17 protein-coding genes are annotated in these 17,076 nt (G+C 55.4%); 13 read left to right on the forward strand and 4 right to left on the reverse strand.

Annotated features, from left to right (window positions below; translation table 11 throughout):
- The first annotated feature begins 45 nt into the window (after positions 1–45).
- From cynS to H6G62_RS01770, 5 genes are all read left to right on the forward strand, one after another.
- Positions 46–489, forward strand: coding sequence for a cyanase (gene cynS / locus H6G62_RS01750; RefSeq protein ID WP_190492393.1), 444 nt, complete (start codon positions 46–48; stop codon positions 487–489).
- A gap of 528 nt (positions 490–1,017) precedes the next feature.
- Positions 1,018–2,499, forward strand: coding sequence for a CmpA/NrtA family ABC transporter substrate-binding protein (locus tag H6G62_RS01755; RefSeq protein ID WP_199324675.1), 1,482 nt, complete (start codon positions 1,018–1,020; stop codon positions 2,497–2,499).
- 102 nt (positions 2,500–2,601) lie between these two features.
- The gene (locus H6G62_RS01760; RefSeq protein ID WP_190492395.1) at positions 2,602–3,120 is read left to right on the forward strand and encodes an MSMEG_0567/Sll0786 family nitrogen starvation N-acetyltransferase; all 519 of its coding nucleotides are present in this window, start codon (positions 2,602–2,604) and stop codon (positions 3,118–3,120) included.
- 13 nt (positions 3,121–3,133) lie between these two features.
- Positions 3,134–4,123: a sll0787 family AIR synthase-like protein gene (locus tag H6G62_RS01765; RefSeq protein ID WP_190492396.1), complete on the forward strand. Its 990-nt coding sequence runs from the start codon at positions 3,134–3,136 to the stop codon at positions 4,121–4,123.
- A 124-nt stretch (positions 4,124–4,247) separates the two neighbouring features.
- On the forward strand, positions 4,248–4,637 hold the full coding sequence (locus H6G62_RS01770; protein WP_190492397.1) for a glycosyltransferase: 390 nt from the start codon (positions 4,248–4,250) through the stop codon (positions 4,635–4,637).
- Between the two features lie 111 nt (positions 4,638–4,748).
- Here the strand turns inward: H6G62_RS01770 and H6G62_RS01775 are convergent, their stop codons facing one another.
- The 4 genes from H6G62_RS01775 to H6G62_RS01790 all read right to left on the reverse strand — a co-directional run bounded on the left by H6G62_RS01775 (position 4,749) and on the right by H6G62_RS01790 (position 8,562).
- On the reverse strand, positions 4,749–5,417 hold the full coding sequence (locus H6G62_RS01775) for a DUF3782 domain-containing protein (protein WP_190492398.1): 669 nt from the start codon (positions 5,415–5,417) through the stop codon (positions 4,749–4,751).
- A 51-nt stretch (positions 5,418–5,468) separates the two neighbouring features.
- Positions 5,469–6,077, reverse strand: coding sequence for a TetR family transcriptional regulator C-terminal domain-containing protein (locus H6G62_RS01780; protein ID WP_190492399.1), 609 nt, complete (start codon positions 6,075–6,077; stop codon positions 5,469–5,471).
- Between the two features lie 200 nt (positions 6,078–6,277).
- Positions 6,278–7,366, reverse strand: coding sequence for an MSMEG_0568 family radical SAM protein (locus tag H6G62_RS01785; RefSeq protein ID WP_190492400.1), 1,089 nt, complete (start codon positions 7,364–7,366; stop codon positions 6,278–6,280).
- A 155-nt stretch (positions 7,367–7,521) separates the two neighbouring features.
- Positions 7,522–8,562: a Nit6803 family nitrilase gene (locus H6G62_RS01790; RefSeq protein WP_190492401.1), complete on the reverse strand. Its 1,041-nt coding sequence runs from the start codon at positions 8,560–8,562 to the stop codon at positions 7,522–7,524.
- A gap of 396 nt (positions 8,563–8,958) precedes the next feature.
- Here H6G62_RS01790 and H6G62_RS01795 point away from each other — a divergent pair, with 396 nt between their 5' ends.
- The 8 genes from H6G62_RS01795 to H6G62_RS01830 all read left to right on the forward strand — a co-directional run bounded on the left by H6G62_RS01795 (position 8,959) and on the right by H6G62_RS01830 (position 16,843).
- A complete protein-coding gene (locus tag H6G62_RS01795) occupies positions 8,959–9,480 on the forward strand; it encodes an OsmC family protein (RefSeq protein WP_190492402.1) in 522 nt (173 codons plus the stop codon).
- 264 nt (positions 9,481–9,744) lie between these two features.
- Positions 9,745–10,878 (forward strand): acyl-CoA dehydrogenase family protein, encoded by a 1,134-nt coding sequence (locus H6G62_RS01800; protein WP_199324676.1) that lies wholly within the window; start codon positions 9,745–9,747, stop codon positions 10,876–10,878.
- Between the two features lie 103 nt (positions 10,879–10,981).
- Positions 10,982–11,449 (forward strand): nuclear transport factor 2 family protein, encoded by a 468-nt coding sequence (locus H6G62_RS01805; RefSeq protein WP_190492404.1) that lies wholly within the window; start codon positions 10,982–10,984, stop codon positions 11,447–11,449.
- Positions 11,450–11,575: 126 nt separating this feature from the next.
- Positions 11,576–12,688 carry an extracellular solute-binding protein gene (locus H6G62_RS01810; RefSeq protein ID WP_347239267.1) on the forward strand — a complete coding sequence of 371 codons (1,113 nt, stop codon included), beginning with the start codon at positions 11,576–11,578 and terminating at the stop codon, positions 12,686–12,688.
- Positions 12,689–12,781: 93 nt separating this feature from the next.
- Positions 12,782–13,429: a flavin reductase family protein gene (locus tag H6G62_RS01815; RefSeq protein ID WP_190492405.1), complete on the forward strand. Its 648-nt coding sequence runs from the start codon at positions 12,782–12,784 to the stop codon at positions 13,427–13,429.
- A 62-nt stretch (positions 13,430–13,491) separates the two neighbouring features.
- Positions 13,492–14,631 (forward strand): ABC transporter ATP-binding protein, encoded by a 1,140-nt coding sequence (locus tag H6G62_RS01820; RefSeq protein ID WP_190492406.1) that lies wholly within the window; start codon positions 13,492–13,494, stop codon positions 14,629–14,631.
- Between the two features lie 386 nt (positions 14,632–15,017).
- Positions 15,018–15,866, forward strand: a complete 849-nt coding sequence (locus H6G62_RS01825; RefSeq protein WP_190492407.1) for an ABC transporter permease — start codon at positions 15,018–15,020, stop codon at positions 15,864–15,866.
- Between the two features lie 107 nt (positions 15,867–15,973).
- A complete protein-coding gene (locus tag H6G62_RS01830) occupies positions 15,974–16,843 on the forward strand; it encodes an ABC transporter permease (RefSeq protein WP_242051783.1) in 870 nt (289 codons plus the stop codon).
- The last annotated feature ends 233 nt before the right edge of the window (positions 16,844–17,076 follow it).

Here is a 17,076-nt window from a genome sequence, read left to right on the forward strand (position 1 = left end):
AGCATTTCAACGTAATTTATTCGACATCATTAAGAGGTTCTTGTCATGACTATTTCTGCCATTACCGAAACGCTGTTAGCGGCTAAGAAAGCGGCTGGTTTGAGCTTTGCCGATCTGGAAGCTAAAACGGGTTACGACGAGGTATGGATTGCCTCGGTTTTCTATCGTCAGGCCAGCACTTCGGTGGAAGAAGCCACCCAACTGATTGAAGCCATCGGAGCCGATGCCTCCCTCATCGACGCCCTGGCTGATTTTCCGGTGAAAGGTAGCCTTGACCCGGTAATTCCCACCGACCCCCTGATCTATCGCTTCTACGAAATCATGCAGGTCTACGGAATGCCCATGAAGGCAGTCATCCACGAAAAATTTGGCGATGGCATCATGAGCGCCATTGATTTCACCCTGGATGTCGAAAAGGTTGAAGACCCCAAGGGAGATCGGGTCAAGGTGGTGATGTGCGGCAAATTCCTGCCCTACAAGAAGTGGTAAAAAGCGACTACTCAACGGGTTCTCAGCCCTAGACTGCGCCCAGATTTCCCTCGACATTCCTCCGACTGACTTAACCCATTGACGGACATCAGGAACCATTACGGTTATCGGGTGTCCGTTTTTTGGCCGGAAATCGAGGAAAAGTATATCCCATTACAAAAAACTATTAGAATAAACATTCTAATAGAGACAGGAAAATAAAACCTTGGCAAAAGCATGAAGAATTCATCTCTGAATTAAGCCTGCAATGGAGCTTAGAGAGATTCGTTTTTTATGGGTGGTGTTGCTTCCCCACGGGGGATAACCCATGGGAATCTGAGGCAATACCTATCCTGGATAGAAACAATGGCTAGGGAAGAACTTTCTGGCTTAATTTGAATGTCATCATGAGGGAAATCTATGGCTTATCGTTCGGTCTCTCTGGCTAGTCCAGTCCAAAGAACTTATTCCTTGGGTGGAAATAGTGTTTTGAGTACGCCCTGTTCAATGTGCGGGCGCGTTCATTCTGCCTCTGATCATGCCAATGTCATGGTGGATATGCCCCAGGATCCGGCAGATCTGATCGCAGATTTAACCCAAATGGGATTCTATCGTCCTCAGACTTTGGCGGTGGCAGAGGCCATGAGTCAGGCGGAGGTACGCACGGCCTTGTTTGTAAAAATGGCGGGCCAAAATGATCCCAAACGGGAGCGTCTTGTCCTAGATTTAATCAAGTTAGCGGGGGGATTAGATCAGGCTTTTTCTGCTACCTTTGGGCCAAAAGCAGGCGAGTTTTTTGCCGACGCTCAAATTAAAAGCCAGTTTACTCGGCGCAAGTTTTTACAGAACGTGGCGGTGGGTGCAGCCCTAGTCACCCTAGCCAACTGTGCCCAACAACCGGATCAGGAGGCCACCGAAGAATCCACCTCTAGCGGCACCAGGGAACTAGAAAAAACCGATCTCAGCATTGCCTTTTTGCCGATTACCTGCGCCACGCCAATCATTATGTCTAAGCCCCTGGGCTTCTATGAGCGCCAGGGACTCAATGTAACGCTGATGAAATATGCGAGTTGGGCACTGGTGCGAGATGCTGCCATTGCCGGGGAACTGGATGCCTATCACATGCTAGCGCCCATGCCAATTTCGATCTCCCTTGGGTTAGGATCAACCGCCTTTCCGCTTAAGTTAGCCAGCATTGAAAATAACAACGGCCAGGGAATCGTTGTCGCGAAAAAGCACCTAGGTAAGGTGAATGGCCCTGCTGATTTTGCAGGCATGAGTATTGCCATTCCCTTTGATTATTCCAATCATAACTTGCTGATTCGCTACTATCTGGCTTCGGGTGGACTCGATCCCGATAAAGATGTGCGGTTGTTAGTTACGCCGCCCCCAGATGCCATTGCACAAATGTCGGCAGGCCAAATTGATGCCTTTATTCTGCCAGATAATTTTGGCCAGCGAGCTGTTTTTGAGGATATCGGCTTTATCCACATGTTGACCAAAGATCTGTGGCCCGGTCATCCCTGCTGTGCTTTTGCCGCCTCTCAGAATTGGATTGATCAACATCCGAATACTTTCCGTGCGGTCAATAAGGCCATTATTGACGGAGCTAATTACGCTAACGATCCAGCCAATCGGGCGGAAGTTGCCGCCGCCATTGCTCCCCGCGAATACCTCAACCAACCCGTTGAAGTGCTGGAAGCGGTGATGACGGGCAACTTTGACGATGGCCAAGGTAACAGTTTGGAAGTGCCGGATCGGATTTACTTTGATCCCTACCCCTGGAAGAGTTTTTCTGGTTGGATCTCCACCCAACTAGTGCGGTGGGGCTATATGCCTACGGATCAGGCCAACTACGATGAAATCGCTGAACAAGTGTTTCTCACGGACTTAGCGCGAGAACTATCGGAGGAATTAGGTGTGGATGCCCCCCAGGAATTAACCCGCGTTGAAAACCTAAAAACGGCTCCCTTCGATCCCGCCGATCCTGAAGGCTACCTCAAGGCTCAGGTGGATAAGTTTGGTCGTTAGGAAATCCTAGACAAGAAAATCCCCGTAGATTGGGTATAGCAAGGCGGAACCTAACCGTACCCTAAACTTGGGTTCCGCAATTTATCTATTGGAGGTATGGTGATGTCCGACAGTCGATATCGCTTTGAGTTGGCACGTTCTACCCAAGAGGTCACCAGCTATTATCAGCTTAGAAAGGCTATTTTCTGTGAAGAGCAAGGGCTTTTTGCGGGGAATGATGAGGATGATTTGGACTCCGTTTCCTATCCCATTATTGCCATTGATACCGAGGTTCCGGCGAGTCAAAATGTGGTCGGCGTTGTGCGTATTTACGAAAATCAACCTCGTCTTTGGTATGGTGGACGCCTAGGGGTTCATCCCGATTATCGACGGGTGGGGCGTATTGGCAAAGGGTTGATTCACAAAGCGGTGACTACCGCCAACGGCTGGGGCTGCGACCGATTTTTGGCCACGGTGCAGCTTCAAAATGTTCGGTTCTTTCAGCGGTTGCATTGGGCTAGCATTGATGAAATTCAGGTGCGCGATCATCCCCATCACCTGATGGAAGCTGACCTGGAATTCTATCCCCCTAGTGACGAAAGGCGTCCTGCCCTGGCAATGTCTGCGCGTCAGGTGTCCTAACGAAACTTCGCCCATGTTAACCGAGTTGATCGCCCAAATTCTTCCAGCCCTGGGGCTGGCACAAAAGCAGGATATTCAGATCGCTGCCCGTCATTTAGGGCAATTTGTGCCGCACAATCAAACCAGCGAACCCATTGCTTTGGGGGACGACTGTGCCGCCATTCCCGATGGCGAGGGCTATCTGCTGCTGGCGGCGGAGGGGCTGTGGCCGCCCCTGGTGGAAGCTGACCCGTGGTTTGCGGGCTGGTCGGCGGTGCTGGTGAATGTGAGCGACATTTACGCTATGGGGGGCCGTCCCTTGGCGGTGGTGGATGCTCTGTGGAGTCCGACTACGGATCATGCGGATGCGATTTGGCAAGGTATGCTGGCCGCCTCTCAGGCCTTTAATGTCCCGATTGTGGGGGGGCATACCAATTGCCACAGCCCCTACAATGCGCTGTCTGTGGCGATTTTGGGACGGGCCAACCAGCTCATTTCCAGTTTCGCGGCCCAGCCCAGTCAGATGCTCGTGCTGGCCACTCAGCTCAACGGGCAACTCCATCCTCAGTATCCCTTTTGGGATGGAGCCACCCAGGCTGACCCAGCAGAGTTGCAGCGTCAATTGGCGGTGCTGCCCGCCATCGCCGACCAAGGACTCTGTTCGGCAGGTAAAGATGTCAGTATGGGCGGCATTTTGGGCACCACGCTGATGCTGCTGGAAACCTCCGGCTGTGGAGCGGTGGTGGATGTGGCGGCAATTCCTTGTCCTGACTCGGTGCCTTTGGAAACCTGGCTGCGGTGCTTCCCCAGCTACGGCTTTTTATTGACGGTTGAACCCCAGGATTTCGCCCCCGTTCAACAACAATTCCAGGCAGTGGGCATCACCTGTGTGGCTATGGGAAAAATTGTGGCGGCCCCCCAGTTGACGCTCACCTACGGCGACGAAACCGCTGTTTTCTGGGACTTCTCCACCCAGCCCCTCACCGGATTCTCTCCCTCAAATGCTGCCATCACCGAGCCTTAACCCCTCTTCAGCCCATCCTAGGACATCCCCATGACCAGACGGGGACAGACATCATGATGACCTTACTCATCACGCTTCAACCTTCTCAAACTCTAGAATTTGTCGTGATACGTGGCCTCATAGGATGAAAATTGCGCTGCTGACCTACTCCACCAAACCCCGTGGCAGCGTCTCAGGCCGCAGGGCAAGGTGCTCCCATGTGGTGCGTACGGTTCACCATGTGGAGGACTACGCCAGCCCCTACCTACGCCAGTGTCAGGACAACCTGCCGGGGATCGTTCCCGATGCCGACCTAACGGGGTTGTACCGCTGTACCGCTGTGTTTTGCTTTCCTTCTGTGAAAGGGGGCTGGGGGCTGGTGGTGTTGGAAGCCATTGCGGCGGGGTTGCCCGTCATCACCGCCGACCAACCGCCCTTTACCGAATTTCTGACACCCAATCAAGCACTGTTGATACCGCCAGAATCCGTTACAGATTTGACCCAGGCGATGCTCGCCGCCGCCCAGCCTGACTAAGCCCAAACCCTAGTGCAAAATAGTCAAACAATTTTGTCTCAATACACCTGGCAAATCTCCGCCCAGCAACACCTCGCGGCCTACCGTTCTTTGCTGGATTAGGGCTGTTGATTACCAGGCCTTGGGTTCAAAGCTAGCGTCGTTAAGAATTTGCATGGTTTCCCCCGACTGGGCTAATACAAATAACCCCTGACGATAGGCATAGCGATCTGCGCCTTGGTCAAAGGCAATGCCAGCTACCGCGCCATAGAGTTGTCGGTCGGCATGTTCTGGAAAGAACTGATGGAATCGCTGCAAATCCTCTACAAATTCCTTGATGTCATCAACGCTGAGGCTGCTTTTTACTTCTACCGCCAGAACGTGGTTTTGGTTCTGCACCAGCACATCCACTTCCATCGTGTCGCCATCACGAATAACTTGTACTCGTTGGCTAACTCGATGGACAGGAATACCCCGATCGAGAAACAACGTTTTGCAGGCCGGAGCCACCATATTTTCCACAAACAGCCCCCATTTGCCGCCCAAGGCTCCGAGTTGCTGGTTCAACTGACGGTTAGATTCCGCCATATCCCGCCGCGTTTCCGCAATGACCCGACCCAGTTCCTGGCGCGACTCCTGGATCTTACGATCCGACTCCTGAAACTTGCGGTCGGTCTCCTGGAACCGACGGTCTGTTTCCTGGAATCGACGGTCGGTCTCCTGGAACATTTGTTTCGTTTCTTTTTGCGCCTCTGCCAGTTCGGCCAGGAGTCGCCATACGTCGTCCGCTGTGGTAGTCATCGGTCTATCTGATATCGCCTACTCTGCCTCTATTGTAAAACGACTGAAGCCTTAGAAAGGCTCGACGGTTTGGAGGGCAAGGGTGATGAGATGACGGGCCACGTCAAACCCCTGGCGCAGGCGGTCGGTGTCTTGGTAGAGTTTGCCCATCAGCATGGCCCCCTCTAGGACGGTCATAATTTGGCTCGCCAGAATTTGCGGATCAACCCTCGGTTTGAGGTGTCCCTGATCCTGCGCCTGGGTTAAGCGTTCGGCAATGGCCCCTTCCCACTGGCTAAAAATCTGGGCGAGGTGTTCCCGAAAGCTGGGATCTTGTTCAGCTAAATCAACAATTAAATTGCCCAGCAAACATCCACCACAGAAGGGTTCTTTATGCTGTTTTTTCTCTAGAACATCTATAATCCAAAGTAGTTGATCAATAGGGGAATCACTCTGTTGGTGTGAAGGCTCAAGAATGTTAGTTTTCAACTTTTCCCACTCAAAATCAATGAGGGCATGGCCAAGCTCTTGTTTGGAGGAAAAGTAGTTATAAAAACTGCCCGACGATGCCCCACTGAGGTCAAACAGTTTACTCAATCCCGTAGCTGTTAACCCATTGCGATGAACGGTGTTGATCACCGATTCTAGAATATCTTCCCGTGTACGCTTGAGGTTTACCATAGTTCACCCGATACAACGTCGGTTTCGCTTAACGATATCCTAAATTCAACAACACCCCGGAGATCCCCCTAAATCCCCCTTGGCAAGGGGGACTTTGACTCCGATTTCCCCCTTAGCCAAAGGGACTTTGCTTCCGATTCCCCCCTTGATAAGGGGGGCTAGGGGGGATCAAGCCCCGCCAAATGGGCATCACCAGATAACTAGGAACGCTCGAAGGTGGATAGGGCGGAACAAGCTCCACATTTGGCGCAGCCCGCGCTGATGGTGTCCGAGGTCATCCCGGCAGCTTGGAGCATGTCGCCTACCCGTTGATAGAGGGCAAACATGAAGTCGGCGCTGGGGGCGGGGTGGTGGGCCAAGGGCGTTTCGGAGATGGGCACAAAGGGCACCACAAAGGGGTAGACCCCCAGGCGAATCAGGCGTTCGCTGGTGTTCACCAGAGTTTCCAGGCTGTCTCCCAAACCCGCCAGTAGGTAGGTGCTGACCTGGCCCCAGCCAAAGACCTTCACAGCGGCCTCAAAGGCTTCAAAGTAGTAGGATACGGGCACCTCGGCCTTACCGGGCATGATCCGCGCCCGCACGGATTCCTCCACCGCCTCTAGGTGCATTCCCAGGCTGTCGATACCTGCGTCCTTCATGCGTTGGAACCAGGCAAAATCGTCGGGGGGTTCGCACTGGGCCTGGATGGGCAGGGGCACACGGGCTTTGATGGCACGGGCGCATTCGCTCAAATAAGCGGCTCCGCGATCCCTGGAATTGGGCGTTCCGGTGGTCATAATCATGTGCGTCGCCCCGTCCAATCGCACGGCGGCTTCGGCCACTTCCGCCAGTTGGTCGGGGGTTTTGCGGGCAATGGTGCGGTCTCCCGCCAGGGATTTTTCGATGGCACAAAACTGGCAGGCGGTGGTTTCATCCCGGTAGCGCATACAGGTTTGCTGGACGGTGGTGGCCAGCACATCATGGCTGTGGAGCAGGGCAATTTTCCAGTAGGGGATGCCATCGGCGGTGGAAAGGCCGTAGAACTGGGGCACTTTGGGAAAGGAAATCGACCCAATGGGCTGATGATCGTAGGTCAAATTTTCTTGATCTGGCCCGCAGGTTTCCACCGCATAGGGCGACTGGTGAGCCGTATCCGTGTAGATCGGCACCATGATCGTGCGGCCATCAATGGTTACGGCCCGGTGATCCGATGGCCCTGCGCCGCCTTTACGTCCGGCCACACCGGGAGTTTGGTCGGGCAATTTTAGGCCACGGGTTTGAAGTTCCGTCATTAACCGTTGGGGTTCCATGGGGATCACAAAAAATGAATAAAACGATTCTGAAATAGCTGACGTAATACAAAAAATGAATCTTTCGTAGGTTGGGTGGCGCGATAGTAGAACCCAACAAGCCCAATGTGTCAGTGAGTGTTGGGTTTCGCTTCGCTGCACCCAACCTACATTGGTTAAGACTCAGGAGAAATAGATTCCGGCAGCGGGAACGGCACTATGGATGCAGGGACTTCTGAAGAATTATGTTCGGAAGAATTGGTCACAACAAAATCTAGCGATTGGGCCATGGGCTGCATAACTGACCAGGCTTTTTGATTCACCTGAAGCTGAAGCAAATCGGGGCGGGCATAGTGGCCAACGGAGTCCATCATGCGCTTGCGTACCCAAATGTCACGCAGGTCTAAATCGGCAATTACTAAGCCTTCTCCTTCGGTTAAGGGGGTGCCCATGATTTCGCCTTTGGGGTTAATAATGGCCGTAAAACAGCCGCCACTTAGGGCTTTGTGGTAAGCCTCATCGGCGGTGATTTGCTGCTTTTGTTCCGGTGTTAGCCAGCCCGTGGCATTCACTACAAAACAACCCGACTCTAGGGCATGGTGGCGAATGGTGACTTCCATTTGGTCGGCAAAAATTTGGCCCACCATTGACCCCGGAAACTGGCTACAGTGGATTTGCTCCTGCTGGGCCATCAGACTATAGCGGGCCAGGGGATTGTAATGCTCCCAGCAGGCCAAAGCACCGACTCGTCCCACGACGGTATCCACGGTGCGCAACCCGGCCCCATCGCCATTGCCCCACACCATGCGTTCGTGATAGGTCGGGGTGATTTTGCGCCGCTTTAGCAACAGGGTGCCATCGGCATCAAAAATTAATTGGGTGTTGTAAATCGAGCCACCCTCCCGTTCGTTTACCCCTAGCACCACCACCATATTGTAGGAACGCGCTGCCCGACTGACCGCGTCCACCACTGGCCCTGGTACCGTTACCGCTTCTTCGTAGAGTTTGAGGTGAGCGGCACCCATTTTCATTGGCGGTTCAATGAAGGAAAAATAGGGGTAATAGGGAATAAAGGTTTCTGGAAAAACAATCAGTTGAACGCCCTCTTTCGCCGCCAAAGCAATGGCATCCAGAACCTTCTCCGTCGTCCCTTCTCGGCTGAATAATACGGGGCTAATTTGCGCGGCAGCGGCCCGAACCGTTTGGGAATAATCCATAGCTTATCAATACCTGTGAACAGCAATGCCCTAGGGAAATAGGCAAGTTGGCAAAATATTTGGAACCATCACCACAGCTCGACACGCTTCCCATTGAGCGAGCCGTGGGTTGCCAATTCAGAACCTTAATGCAGGGCTTAATGCAGGGCTAGTCGTCATCTATGACCAGTATCCAACGGCTAACCCGACTCAGCGATAAACAAACACGCCTGACCCCAAAAATATCTGCCCCATGAACAGCCCACCAGGCCAAAACCGTGACGTTCCCATACTCAGTAACGTCTTGATATAGGACATTACCCCTCCGATACCGTTGAATTCGTATCTAGGAATACAGTTTATCGGAGATGGGTTGCCTAAATTTGATTTAGATAGACTTTTCTATTTGGTAGAGCTATGTCAGACGTAACAACGACCCTCGCGCCCATTTCCGTAGACGGTTTGAAGGAACTGGGGGAAAAAAATCGGGCCAACCCCGCCGACAAGACCCTGAAGGTGAAAACCGTTTGCGAAGGCAAGTTCCGCAGCCTAAACTATGCCCGCGACCTAGACGCCTTTGTGGTTGACGAACCCCCCGGTCTGCTGGGCGACAACACCGCCCCCAACCCCTCGGAAATTGTGTTAGGAGCCTTTGGATCTTGCTTGGCGGTGGGTCTTCAGGCCAACGCAGCGGCGCGGGGCATCACCCTCACCAAGCTGGAAATTTCCCTGGAAGGCGACATCAACATCACCAGCACCTGGGGCACCGGGGAACTGGCCAAACCCCAAATTGGCTTCACCGATGTGCGCGTTAAGGTAGACATCGACGGCGATGCTTCCAAGGAAGTGCTGGCGGAAATGGTGGCCCATGCTAACGAGTGGTCGCCCGTTTCGGCCACCCTGCGCAACCCCATGCCCGTTTCCGTGGAAATGGCCTAGGCCAATGGGACTGGCTATGTTGAGACAAAAGAGATGGCCTGACCAGCCTTGTTTCTTTGTCCCAGCTAGCCTTTGTCCTAGCCAGTCCCCAAACCTTGAACCCCAGCTTGTTTGTGCCCTTGTGCGCTAGCCGCATCCATCCTTCCCTACCCAAACTGTGCGCTAGGAGTCTGATTTTTATGGACTTTTCGCCTCACAATACGTCACGATAACCTCAGGCCAAAATTATCCTTTTGACCCATGCAAACACTCCAAACCGCACCTTTGAAAAACACCTTACTGACCCACGAATCAGCCGTTGCTGCTGTTCGATTAGTGGTTCAGGAAGCTCTAACCCCTAAGGTGCAAGATATTGATCTCAAGGGCGAATATCCGGCGGATATTTTGACTCAGTTGGGAGAAGCCGGAGCCTTTGCCCATGCCGTATCTCCTGACTTTGGTGGCACGGGGCTAGGGCTGCGGGCCACCATTCAAGCTATTGAAGAAGTGTCCAAGGTCTGTGTCTCTACGGGATTTATGACCTGGTGCCAGGTGGCCTGTACCTGGTATTTGCAAAAAACCCACAATACGGCCCTCGCCTCAACCCTGCTGCCAGATATTGTCACTGGACAGAAACTAGCCGGGACGGGGCTGTCTAACCCGATGAAGCACTTTGCTGACATCGAGAAAATTGCCCTGACGGCTGTGCCTGTGGAGGGTGGTTTTGAAATTAGCGGGATGCTGCCCTGGGTCTCTAACCTGGGGCCGGGGCACGAGTTTGGTGTGGCTGCCAAAATTGCCGACAGCGATGAGTATCTCATGGCAGTGGTGTCCGATGCCCTGGAGGGGCTGACCCTGCGTTGCAACGCCCACTTTATCGCCCTGGAAGGAACCGGAACCTATAGCTGTGTGTTCCGCCAGGTGTTTGTGCCCCACGACCGCGTACTGGCCGCCCCCTGCGAAACCTATGTGCGCTGCATTCGTCCTGGGTTCATCCTCACCCAGGTGGGCATGGGTCTGGGGCTAGTGGATAACTGCATTGAGCTAATCCGCCGTTCCAACCAGCGTCTCGGCCATGTGAATCAATTTTTGGACGACCAAGCCGACGACCTGGCCCTGGATTTGCAGATGGCCCGTGAGCGTACCTACGCCCTAGCGGATCGCCTCGATGCCTGCACGGGGGCGGTGGAAGACATCGCCCTCATCCGTGAAGTGATTCAGGCCCGGATTGCGGGATCAGAACTCTCTCTGCGGACGGCTCAGTCGGCGATGCTCCACGCCGGAGCCCGTGCCTATGTCCACGGCAGCGCCCCAGAACGCAAACTGCGGGAAGCCTACTTTGTGGCCATCGTTACCCCCGCCCTGAAACAGCTCAAAAAGATGCTCCACGCCCTACCCGAACCCGCCCTGGTAGCCTAGTTGGTTGGTAGCCTTGTTGTCCGGCCAGCAACATCTCATCCTAAATCCGGCTTACTTACCCCCAGTATCCGGGGGCCAGGTCTCCTTATCCAATACTGTCCCTATGTCTACGCCCCTTGTGCCCCCCTTCACCCATGACATCGCCATCGCCAAAGTCCGCATGGCAGAAGATGCCTGGAACAGCCGCGACCCCGACCGGGTGGCCCTGGCCTATACGGAAGATAGCCACTGGCGTAATCGGGCCGAAATTTTCCAAGGACGGGAAGCCATCCGGGCCTTCCTGCGCCGCAAGTGGGATAGGGAACTGGACTATCGCCTAGTGAAGGAACTGTGGGCCTTTGGCGAAAACCGCATTGCCGTGCGCTTTCAGTACGAATGGCACGATGATGCGGGGCAGTGGTACCGGGCCTACGGCAACGAAAACTGGGAATTTGCCGAGAATGGTCTAATGCGTCGCCGCGAAGCCAGCATTAACGACCGCCCCATTGCCGCCGAAGACCGTCGTTTCTTTTGGGATGCTTCTGGCCCCCGGCCCCAGGATCACCCAGGGTTGATGAACTCGCCGGAATAACCACACTTGGCTAAACGGTAGCTTATATTACGGATTCCCCTAGGCACTTATTTGTATACAAGAAGCCTAACTTGTATGCAGTACGCAAACTTCTGTCCCGGCGTTATCTAGAGAGGTATCCACACCGTGAATCATCGGTCGTTACAGCGAGTTTCCCGTCGCTCTGTGTTGGGTGCGGGTTTGTTTTTGGGGGCCAGTTGGGCGCTGAAGGGCTGCGATGCCTCGGCTCCCCAGGGGGGCACCACCGTGACCGCAGAAAGCGATGTGGCGGGTGAGTTGATCGTGGCCTCCTTCCCTGGCACCACGGACAGCCTGTTTCGGGAAGCGTTGGCCCCGGTGGTGGCGGATCAAACTGGGGTGGCCGTCAGCGCCCAACCCCTGCTGGCCTTTGAGCAAATTGCACGGGTGAAGGCTTCCCCAGAGAACCCGCCCTTTGACGTGCTGATTTTAGACGATGGGCAGAATGCTGTGGCCATCGCGGAAGACCTGCTCCAGCCCTTCCCCATGGATAAAAGCCCCAACAGCAGCGATGTGAACCCGGGCTTCCTTAGCGATCAGGGGCTCGCACCGATCTTCTATGCCCAGGGCATTGTGCTGGCCTACAACACCGAGCGGGTGCAAACGCCGCCCACCTCCTGGGAAGTCATGCTTGACCCCAATCTGAATGCTCAACTGGGGCTGGTCAGCCTCAACAGCATCTTGGGTACCTCCTTCATGGTGGAGTTGGCGAAGACCCTGGGGGGCGATGAATCTAACATTGAACCTGCCTTTGAGGCGGTGGCGGAAATGCTGCCCCGTGTGAATGGTGTGGCGGCGAACCCTGGGGCATTGCTCACCCTCTTCCAGCAGGGCGAGATTGACGTGTCTCCCATGTGGCACAACGACGCGCTGACCCTGGCGGAACGGGGTGTCCCGGTGGGGATTGCATCCCTGGAAACGGGCATTGCCGCCGCCCGCTACAGCCTCAACATTGTGAAAAATCCCTCCGCTGGGTTGGATCGGGCTGTGGCCTACGTCGATGCCATGCTGAGCGTAGCGGCCCAGGCGCAGGTGGTCGGTGCGCCCTACTTCTATATCCCATCCAACAACACCGTAGACTTCCCGCCCCAGTTGGCTGCGTCCATGGGGATCGAGTCGGTGGATGACTTCATCGCCATGGCCCACAACCTCGATTGGCCCACCATCAACCCCCAGCGGGCCGACTGGATCGAACGGTTCAACCAAACGGTGCAGTCCTAGGTTAACGTCTAGCCTCCCAATGGATGGATTACACCGTAGGGGCGAGGTCTCCTCGCCCTTCTTCCACATTGAGTCCACAGTGCCCGACCAACCATGCCCGACCTCGATCCCCCGGAGATGATCACCCTGGCCACGGCGGAGATGGCGGTGCCCGCCCCCTATCATTTGTTGACCAGCGTGGTGGCCCCGCGCCCCATTGCCTGGGTGTCTACGATCAGCGCCGAGGGCCAGCCTAACCTCGCCCCCTATTCCTTTTTTAATGCGGTGTCGGGCTTTCCGCCCACACTGATGTTTTCGGTGGCCCTGCGCCGTCGCGAACCCCAGGAAAAGGACACCCTACGCAATGTGCGGGAGGTGGGGGAGTTTGTCTGCCATGTGGTGGATGAAGCCCTGGCTGAGGCGATGGTGACAACGGCGATGGAACTGCCCCACGGCACCAATGAATTTGAGGTGGCCGGATTAAAGGCGATTCCGGCCATGGACGTGAAGCCCTTCAGGATTGAGGGTGCCCCGGTGGCGATGGAATGTCGGGTGACGCAGATTGTGCCCGTGGCGGAGGCCACCAGCGTCATGGTGCTGGGACAAGTTTTGCGCTTCCATATTCGCAAAGATTTATACAGAAGTCCGTTAGGTCTGGTGGATACAGTACACATGCAGCCCGTCACCCGCCTGGGTGGCCCGGTGGAATACACCAAGATTGGCGAACTCATTCATCTTTCCATTCCTACGAACCCAGAGTAGGGGGCCGTTGCTCCTGCGGCTATCGCGTCCGTTCCCGACTATCCATAGCAGAGACAGAACCCATGCAGTCTGTACAAACCACCCCATCGCCCGCCCACCTCGCGGCCACAGCTACCCTAGCCGATGCGACGGGGCATAGCCTCACCCTGTCCCAGGTCATGCACCAGTTTGGGTCTTTTATGGCGCTGAGGGACATCAACCTGGAGATTCAGCCGGGGGAATTTGTGTCGCTGCTGGGGCCAAGCGGCTGCGGCAAAACCACCCTGCTGCGGATTATTTCTGGCTTCCTCGACCCCACGGCGGGCAATGTGCTGATCGATGGCAAGTCCGTTAAGGGGCTTTCCCCTAGCGAACGGGGCACGGGCATTGTGTTCCAAAACTACGCTCTCTTCCCCCACATGACCGTGTGGGACAACGTCGCCTACGGGCTGCGGGCGGGGCGGAAAATGTCCCGAGGCCAAGTCGCCAACCGAGTGGGGGACATGCTGGATATGGTGCAGCTCAGCCATTTGGCCAAGCGGGTACCCAGTGAGCTGTCGGGGGGGCAACAGCAACGGGTGGCCATTGCCCGCGCCCTGGCGGTGGAACCTCGGATTATGCTGCTAGACGAACCCCTCAGCGCCCTCGACAAAGGGTTGCGCCTGGATATGCAGATTGAAATTCGCCGCATCCTCAGCGCTCGCGGCATTACGGCCATCATGGTCACCCACGACCAGGAGGAGGCCATGAGCATGTCTGACCGCATTGCCGTCCTCTCTGGGGGCGAAATTCACCAGTTCGACAGCCCCAGCAACCTCTATGACCGTCCCGCCACTCAGTTTGTCAGCTCCTTTGTGGGCACCTGTAACCACTTGCCTGGGGAAGTGCTGGGTCGGGTGGATAAGGGCTATTTGGTCAAGGTGCCCGGTGGCGAACTAGAGGTCGCCTCTGACCATGCCCTCACGCCCCAAGGCCAGATCACCGTCGCCATCCGTCCCGAAAACCTGCGGGTACAAAGCCAGTCCCACCGCCACACCCTAGCGGGCACCGTGGCCATGTGCCTCCCCCTCGGCGCGATGATGACCTACGATGTCGCCCTGGGTTCCGACCTCCACATCAAACTCACCCAGCCCCGCACCCTCGGCACCCAGCCCCTCGTCCCCGGCGATCAGATTCACCTCGATCTGGTCTCCTCCGACGCCTGTTCCGTCTTCCCCGCCTAGGTCGGTCAATGGAGCGACTCGGTACACATCAGTCCCAAGCGTGGTCTTTGGGCTCAGGAATGGTGCCTAACCCGATCTAGCACACCCTGATTCCCCAACCAACCAACCGTAGGGGTGAGGTCTCCTCGCCCATTGGATACCGGGGCATACAGGTCAGATTTGGCACAAGTGTTTGTTGGTTGTTGCTGGAGTTTGATTTCGTGGCGAGATCTAGATCCTTTCAATTTAGCCGTCGTATTTAGAAAGCCCTCTTCAAAAACCCAGTTTATGGCGCAAACCGACCGTTTTGCGGTGATCACTAAGATTAAACAATCGGGTTTCTAGCCTAGTCTGCGAAAGTGAGTTTTCAGGATTGTCCGAATGTCCACCCCCACCAGCCATAACCCATGAACATCACTCAACTGCTGCGGCCTAAACAGGACTTTTTGGCCCTGCCCCTGGCCATTTTTTTGCAGCTTTTCTACATTGTGCCCCTGGTGATTTTGATTGCCTCTAGTTTTCAGGCGGGGGCCGATGGCGGTATTTCCTTAGATAACTACCTGAAATTCTTTGGCAATGCGGTCAACGTCAAAGCCCTCACCGATACCTTTTGGCTCGGCATTCAAGTCACCATTGCCTGCCTGATCATTGGCTACCCCGTCGCCTATTTCTATGTGAATGCCCATGCCCGCTGGAAGGGCGTACTCACCTTTTTGATTATGCTGCCCCTGCTCACCAGTGCCGTGGTGCGTACCTTTGGCTGGGTAGTGATTTTGGGACGGCAGGGGTTAATCAATACGGCTCTCATGAAGCTAGGGCTGATTGAGGAACCCATCCGCCTGCTGTTCACCCACAACGGGGTGCTGATTGCCCTGACCCAAATTTGGCTACCGATGATGGTGCTGCCCATCGTGGCCTCCCTATCGCAAATTGACTCGCGTCTGGCGGCGGCCTCTAAAAGCCTGGGCGGTGGGGCATGGCGCACCTTTTGGCAAATCACCTTTCCCCTCACCCTGCCGGGAATGATTTCCGGGGCGCTGCTGGTGTTTGCTCTCACGGTTAGCTCCTTCGTCACGCCCTCCATCATCGGCGGGGGCCAGCTCATCTATCTGCCGACATTGATTTACCAACAGGGCATTGTGCTGCTGAACCAGCCCTTCGCCGCCGCCGTGTCCACCCTGCTGCTGATCATGGTGGTAGCTGTAGTGCTGCTCCTAGGAGCCTTTGGCAAGCGCAGCCGCCGCTATATCCGTTAACGCAGACCTGTATTGGGCGTAGCGACAGCGGAACCCAGCACCCCGGACTCCGCGCCATGTGATGTCCTCAGCTAGATCACCAAACCTCAGACTCCCTAGAAACCGCCATGTCCTCAACTCCCCTCAACCCGCCCACCCAACTGCCCTCAGAGTCGGCCTATTCCCTCCGCAAGCTGGATCAGATGTCCTTTGCGATGGTGATGCCCATCCTCGCCATCCTGGGCCTGATCATGCTCACAGCCCCCACCATTATTGTGCTGTTGGCCTCCTTCAGTTCCTCGGCCACCCTACAATTTCCGCCCCCCGGATTTTCCTTGCAGTGGTATCTGTCGCTGTTTAATTTCCCAGAACTTCGTGCCGCCGCCCTGAATAGCTTCCAGGTGGCCCTATTCACCGCCATTGTCTGCGTGGTGCTGGGGGTGGCCGCTTGCTTAGCGATGATCAATAGCCGGGGCCGCTGGGTCGCCGTTATGGATGCCCTAGTGATGTCGCCCCTGGCCCTGCCCGGTGTGGCCCTAGGTTTGGGGATGATGGCCTTTTTTGCCATGGTGGGGGTACGCCTGTCCCTGTTCACCCTGATCATTGGCCACATCGTGATTTGTACTCCCTACGTGGTACGGAACGTGCTGGCGAGTTTGACCCAGCTTGGCTCCTCCCTCCAGGAAGCCTCCAGCGCCCTAGGGGCCAGCCCCACCTACACCTTCTTTAACGTGACATTGCCCTTGATCAAGCCGGGGGTGCTGATTGGAGCGTTCATGGCCTTCCTCACCTCCTTTGATAACGTGGCCGTGACCCTATTTTTGTCCGATGCCCGCACCGAAATGCTACCCATCCGCATGTGGTCGATGATCGAAAACGACCTGGATGTCCGTGCCGCCGCCATCTCCGGGGTGCTGATTTTCCTCACCGCCCTGCTAATGATTGCCATGGAACGGTTCTCTGGCCTCTCTAAAGCACTCATCAACGGCAAAGCCTAATCCACTCAACCTAGGCTATTCCCAGGTCGGGCTATCAGCGCACCATGTCCTCCCTGAGATAGAACCCTGACCCTGCGAATTTCGCTAGGACGACAGAGGTCTTCCCTGTGCCAAACCCTTAAGGTAAAGCGGTTGATAACTGGATATCCCTACTATGGCGTTCCCTTTGCAAACGCTGGTTCTGCAAATTCCCGACAGCGCTCCCTACCTTTCCAGCCTATGGCACCCCGTCA

Source organism: Phormidium sp. FACHB-1136 (assembly GCF_014697375.1).
In the GTDB taxonomy this organism is placed as follows: domain Bacteria; phylum Cyanobacteriota; class Cyanobacteriia; order Phormidesmidales; family Phormidesmidaceae; genus Nodosilinea.

What these genes read in the sequence shown, in the direction of transcription:
- H6G62_RS01830 (WP_242051783.1), top strand. Translation starts at nt 15,974, where the DNA reads ATGTCCTCAACTCCCCTCAACCCGCCCACCCAACTGCCCTCAGAGTCG.
- H6G62_RS01765 (WP_190492396.1), top strand. Translation starts at nt 3,134, where the DNA reads ATGTTAACCGAGTTGATCGCCCAAATTCTTCCAGCCCTGGGGCTGGCA.
- H6G62_RS01790 (WP_190492401.1), bottom strand. Translation starts at nt 8,562, where the DNA reads ATGGATTATTCCCAAACGGTTCGGGCCGCTGCCGCGCAAATTAGCCCC.
- H6G62_RS01795 (WP_190492402.1), top strand. Translation starts at nt 8,959, where the DNA reads ATGTCAGACGTAACAACGACCCTCGCGCCCATTTCCGTAGACGGTTTG.
- H6G62_RS01770 (WP_190492397.1), top strand. Translation starts at nt 4,248, where the DNA reads ATGAAAATTGCGCTGCTGACCTACTCCACCAAACCCCGTGGCAGCGTC.
- H6G62_RS01780 (WP_190492399.1), bottom strand. Translation starts at nt 6,077, where the DNA reads ATGGTAAACCTCAAGCGTACACGGGAAGATATTCTAGAATCGGTGATC.
- H6G62_RS01775 (WP_190492398.1), bottom strand. Translation starts at nt 5,417, where the DNA reads ATGACTACCACAGCGGACGACGTATGGCGACTCCTGGCCGAACTGGCA.
- cynS (WP_190492393.1), top strand. Translation starts at nt 46, where the DNA reads ATGACTATTTCTGCCATTACCGAAACGCTGTTAGCGGCTAAGAAAGCG.
- H6G62_RS01755 (WP_199324675.1), top strand. Translation starts at nt 1,018, where the DNA reads ATGGTGGATATGCCCCAGGATCCGGCAGATCTGATCGCAGATTTAACC.
- H6G62_RS01805 (WP_190492404.1), top strand. Translation starts at nt 10,982, where the DNA reads ATGTCTACGCCCCTTGTGCCCCCCTTCACCCATGACATCGCCATCGCC.
- H6G62_RS01785 (WP_190492400.1), bottom strand. Translation starts at nt 7,366, where the DNA reads ATGGAACCCCAACGGTTAATGACGGAACTTCAAACCCGTGGCCTAAAA.
- H6G62_RS01815 (WP_190492405.1), top strand. Translation starts at nt 12,782, where the DNA reads ATGCCCGACCTCGATCCCCCGGAGATGATCACCCTGGCCACGGCGGAG.
- H6G62_RS01760 (WP_190492395.1), top strand. Translation starts at nt 2,602, where the DNA reads ATGTCCGACAGTCGATATCGCTTTGAGTTGGCACGTTCTACCCAAGAG.
- H6G62_RS01825 (WP_190492407.1), top strand. Translation starts at nt 15,018, where the DNA reads ATGAACATCACTCAACTGCTGCGGCCTAAACAGGACTTTTTGGCCCTG.
- H6G62_RS01820 (WP_190492406.1), top strand. Translation starts at nt 13,492, where the DNA reads ATGCAGTCTGTACAAACCACCCCATCGCCCGCCCACCTCGCGGCCACA.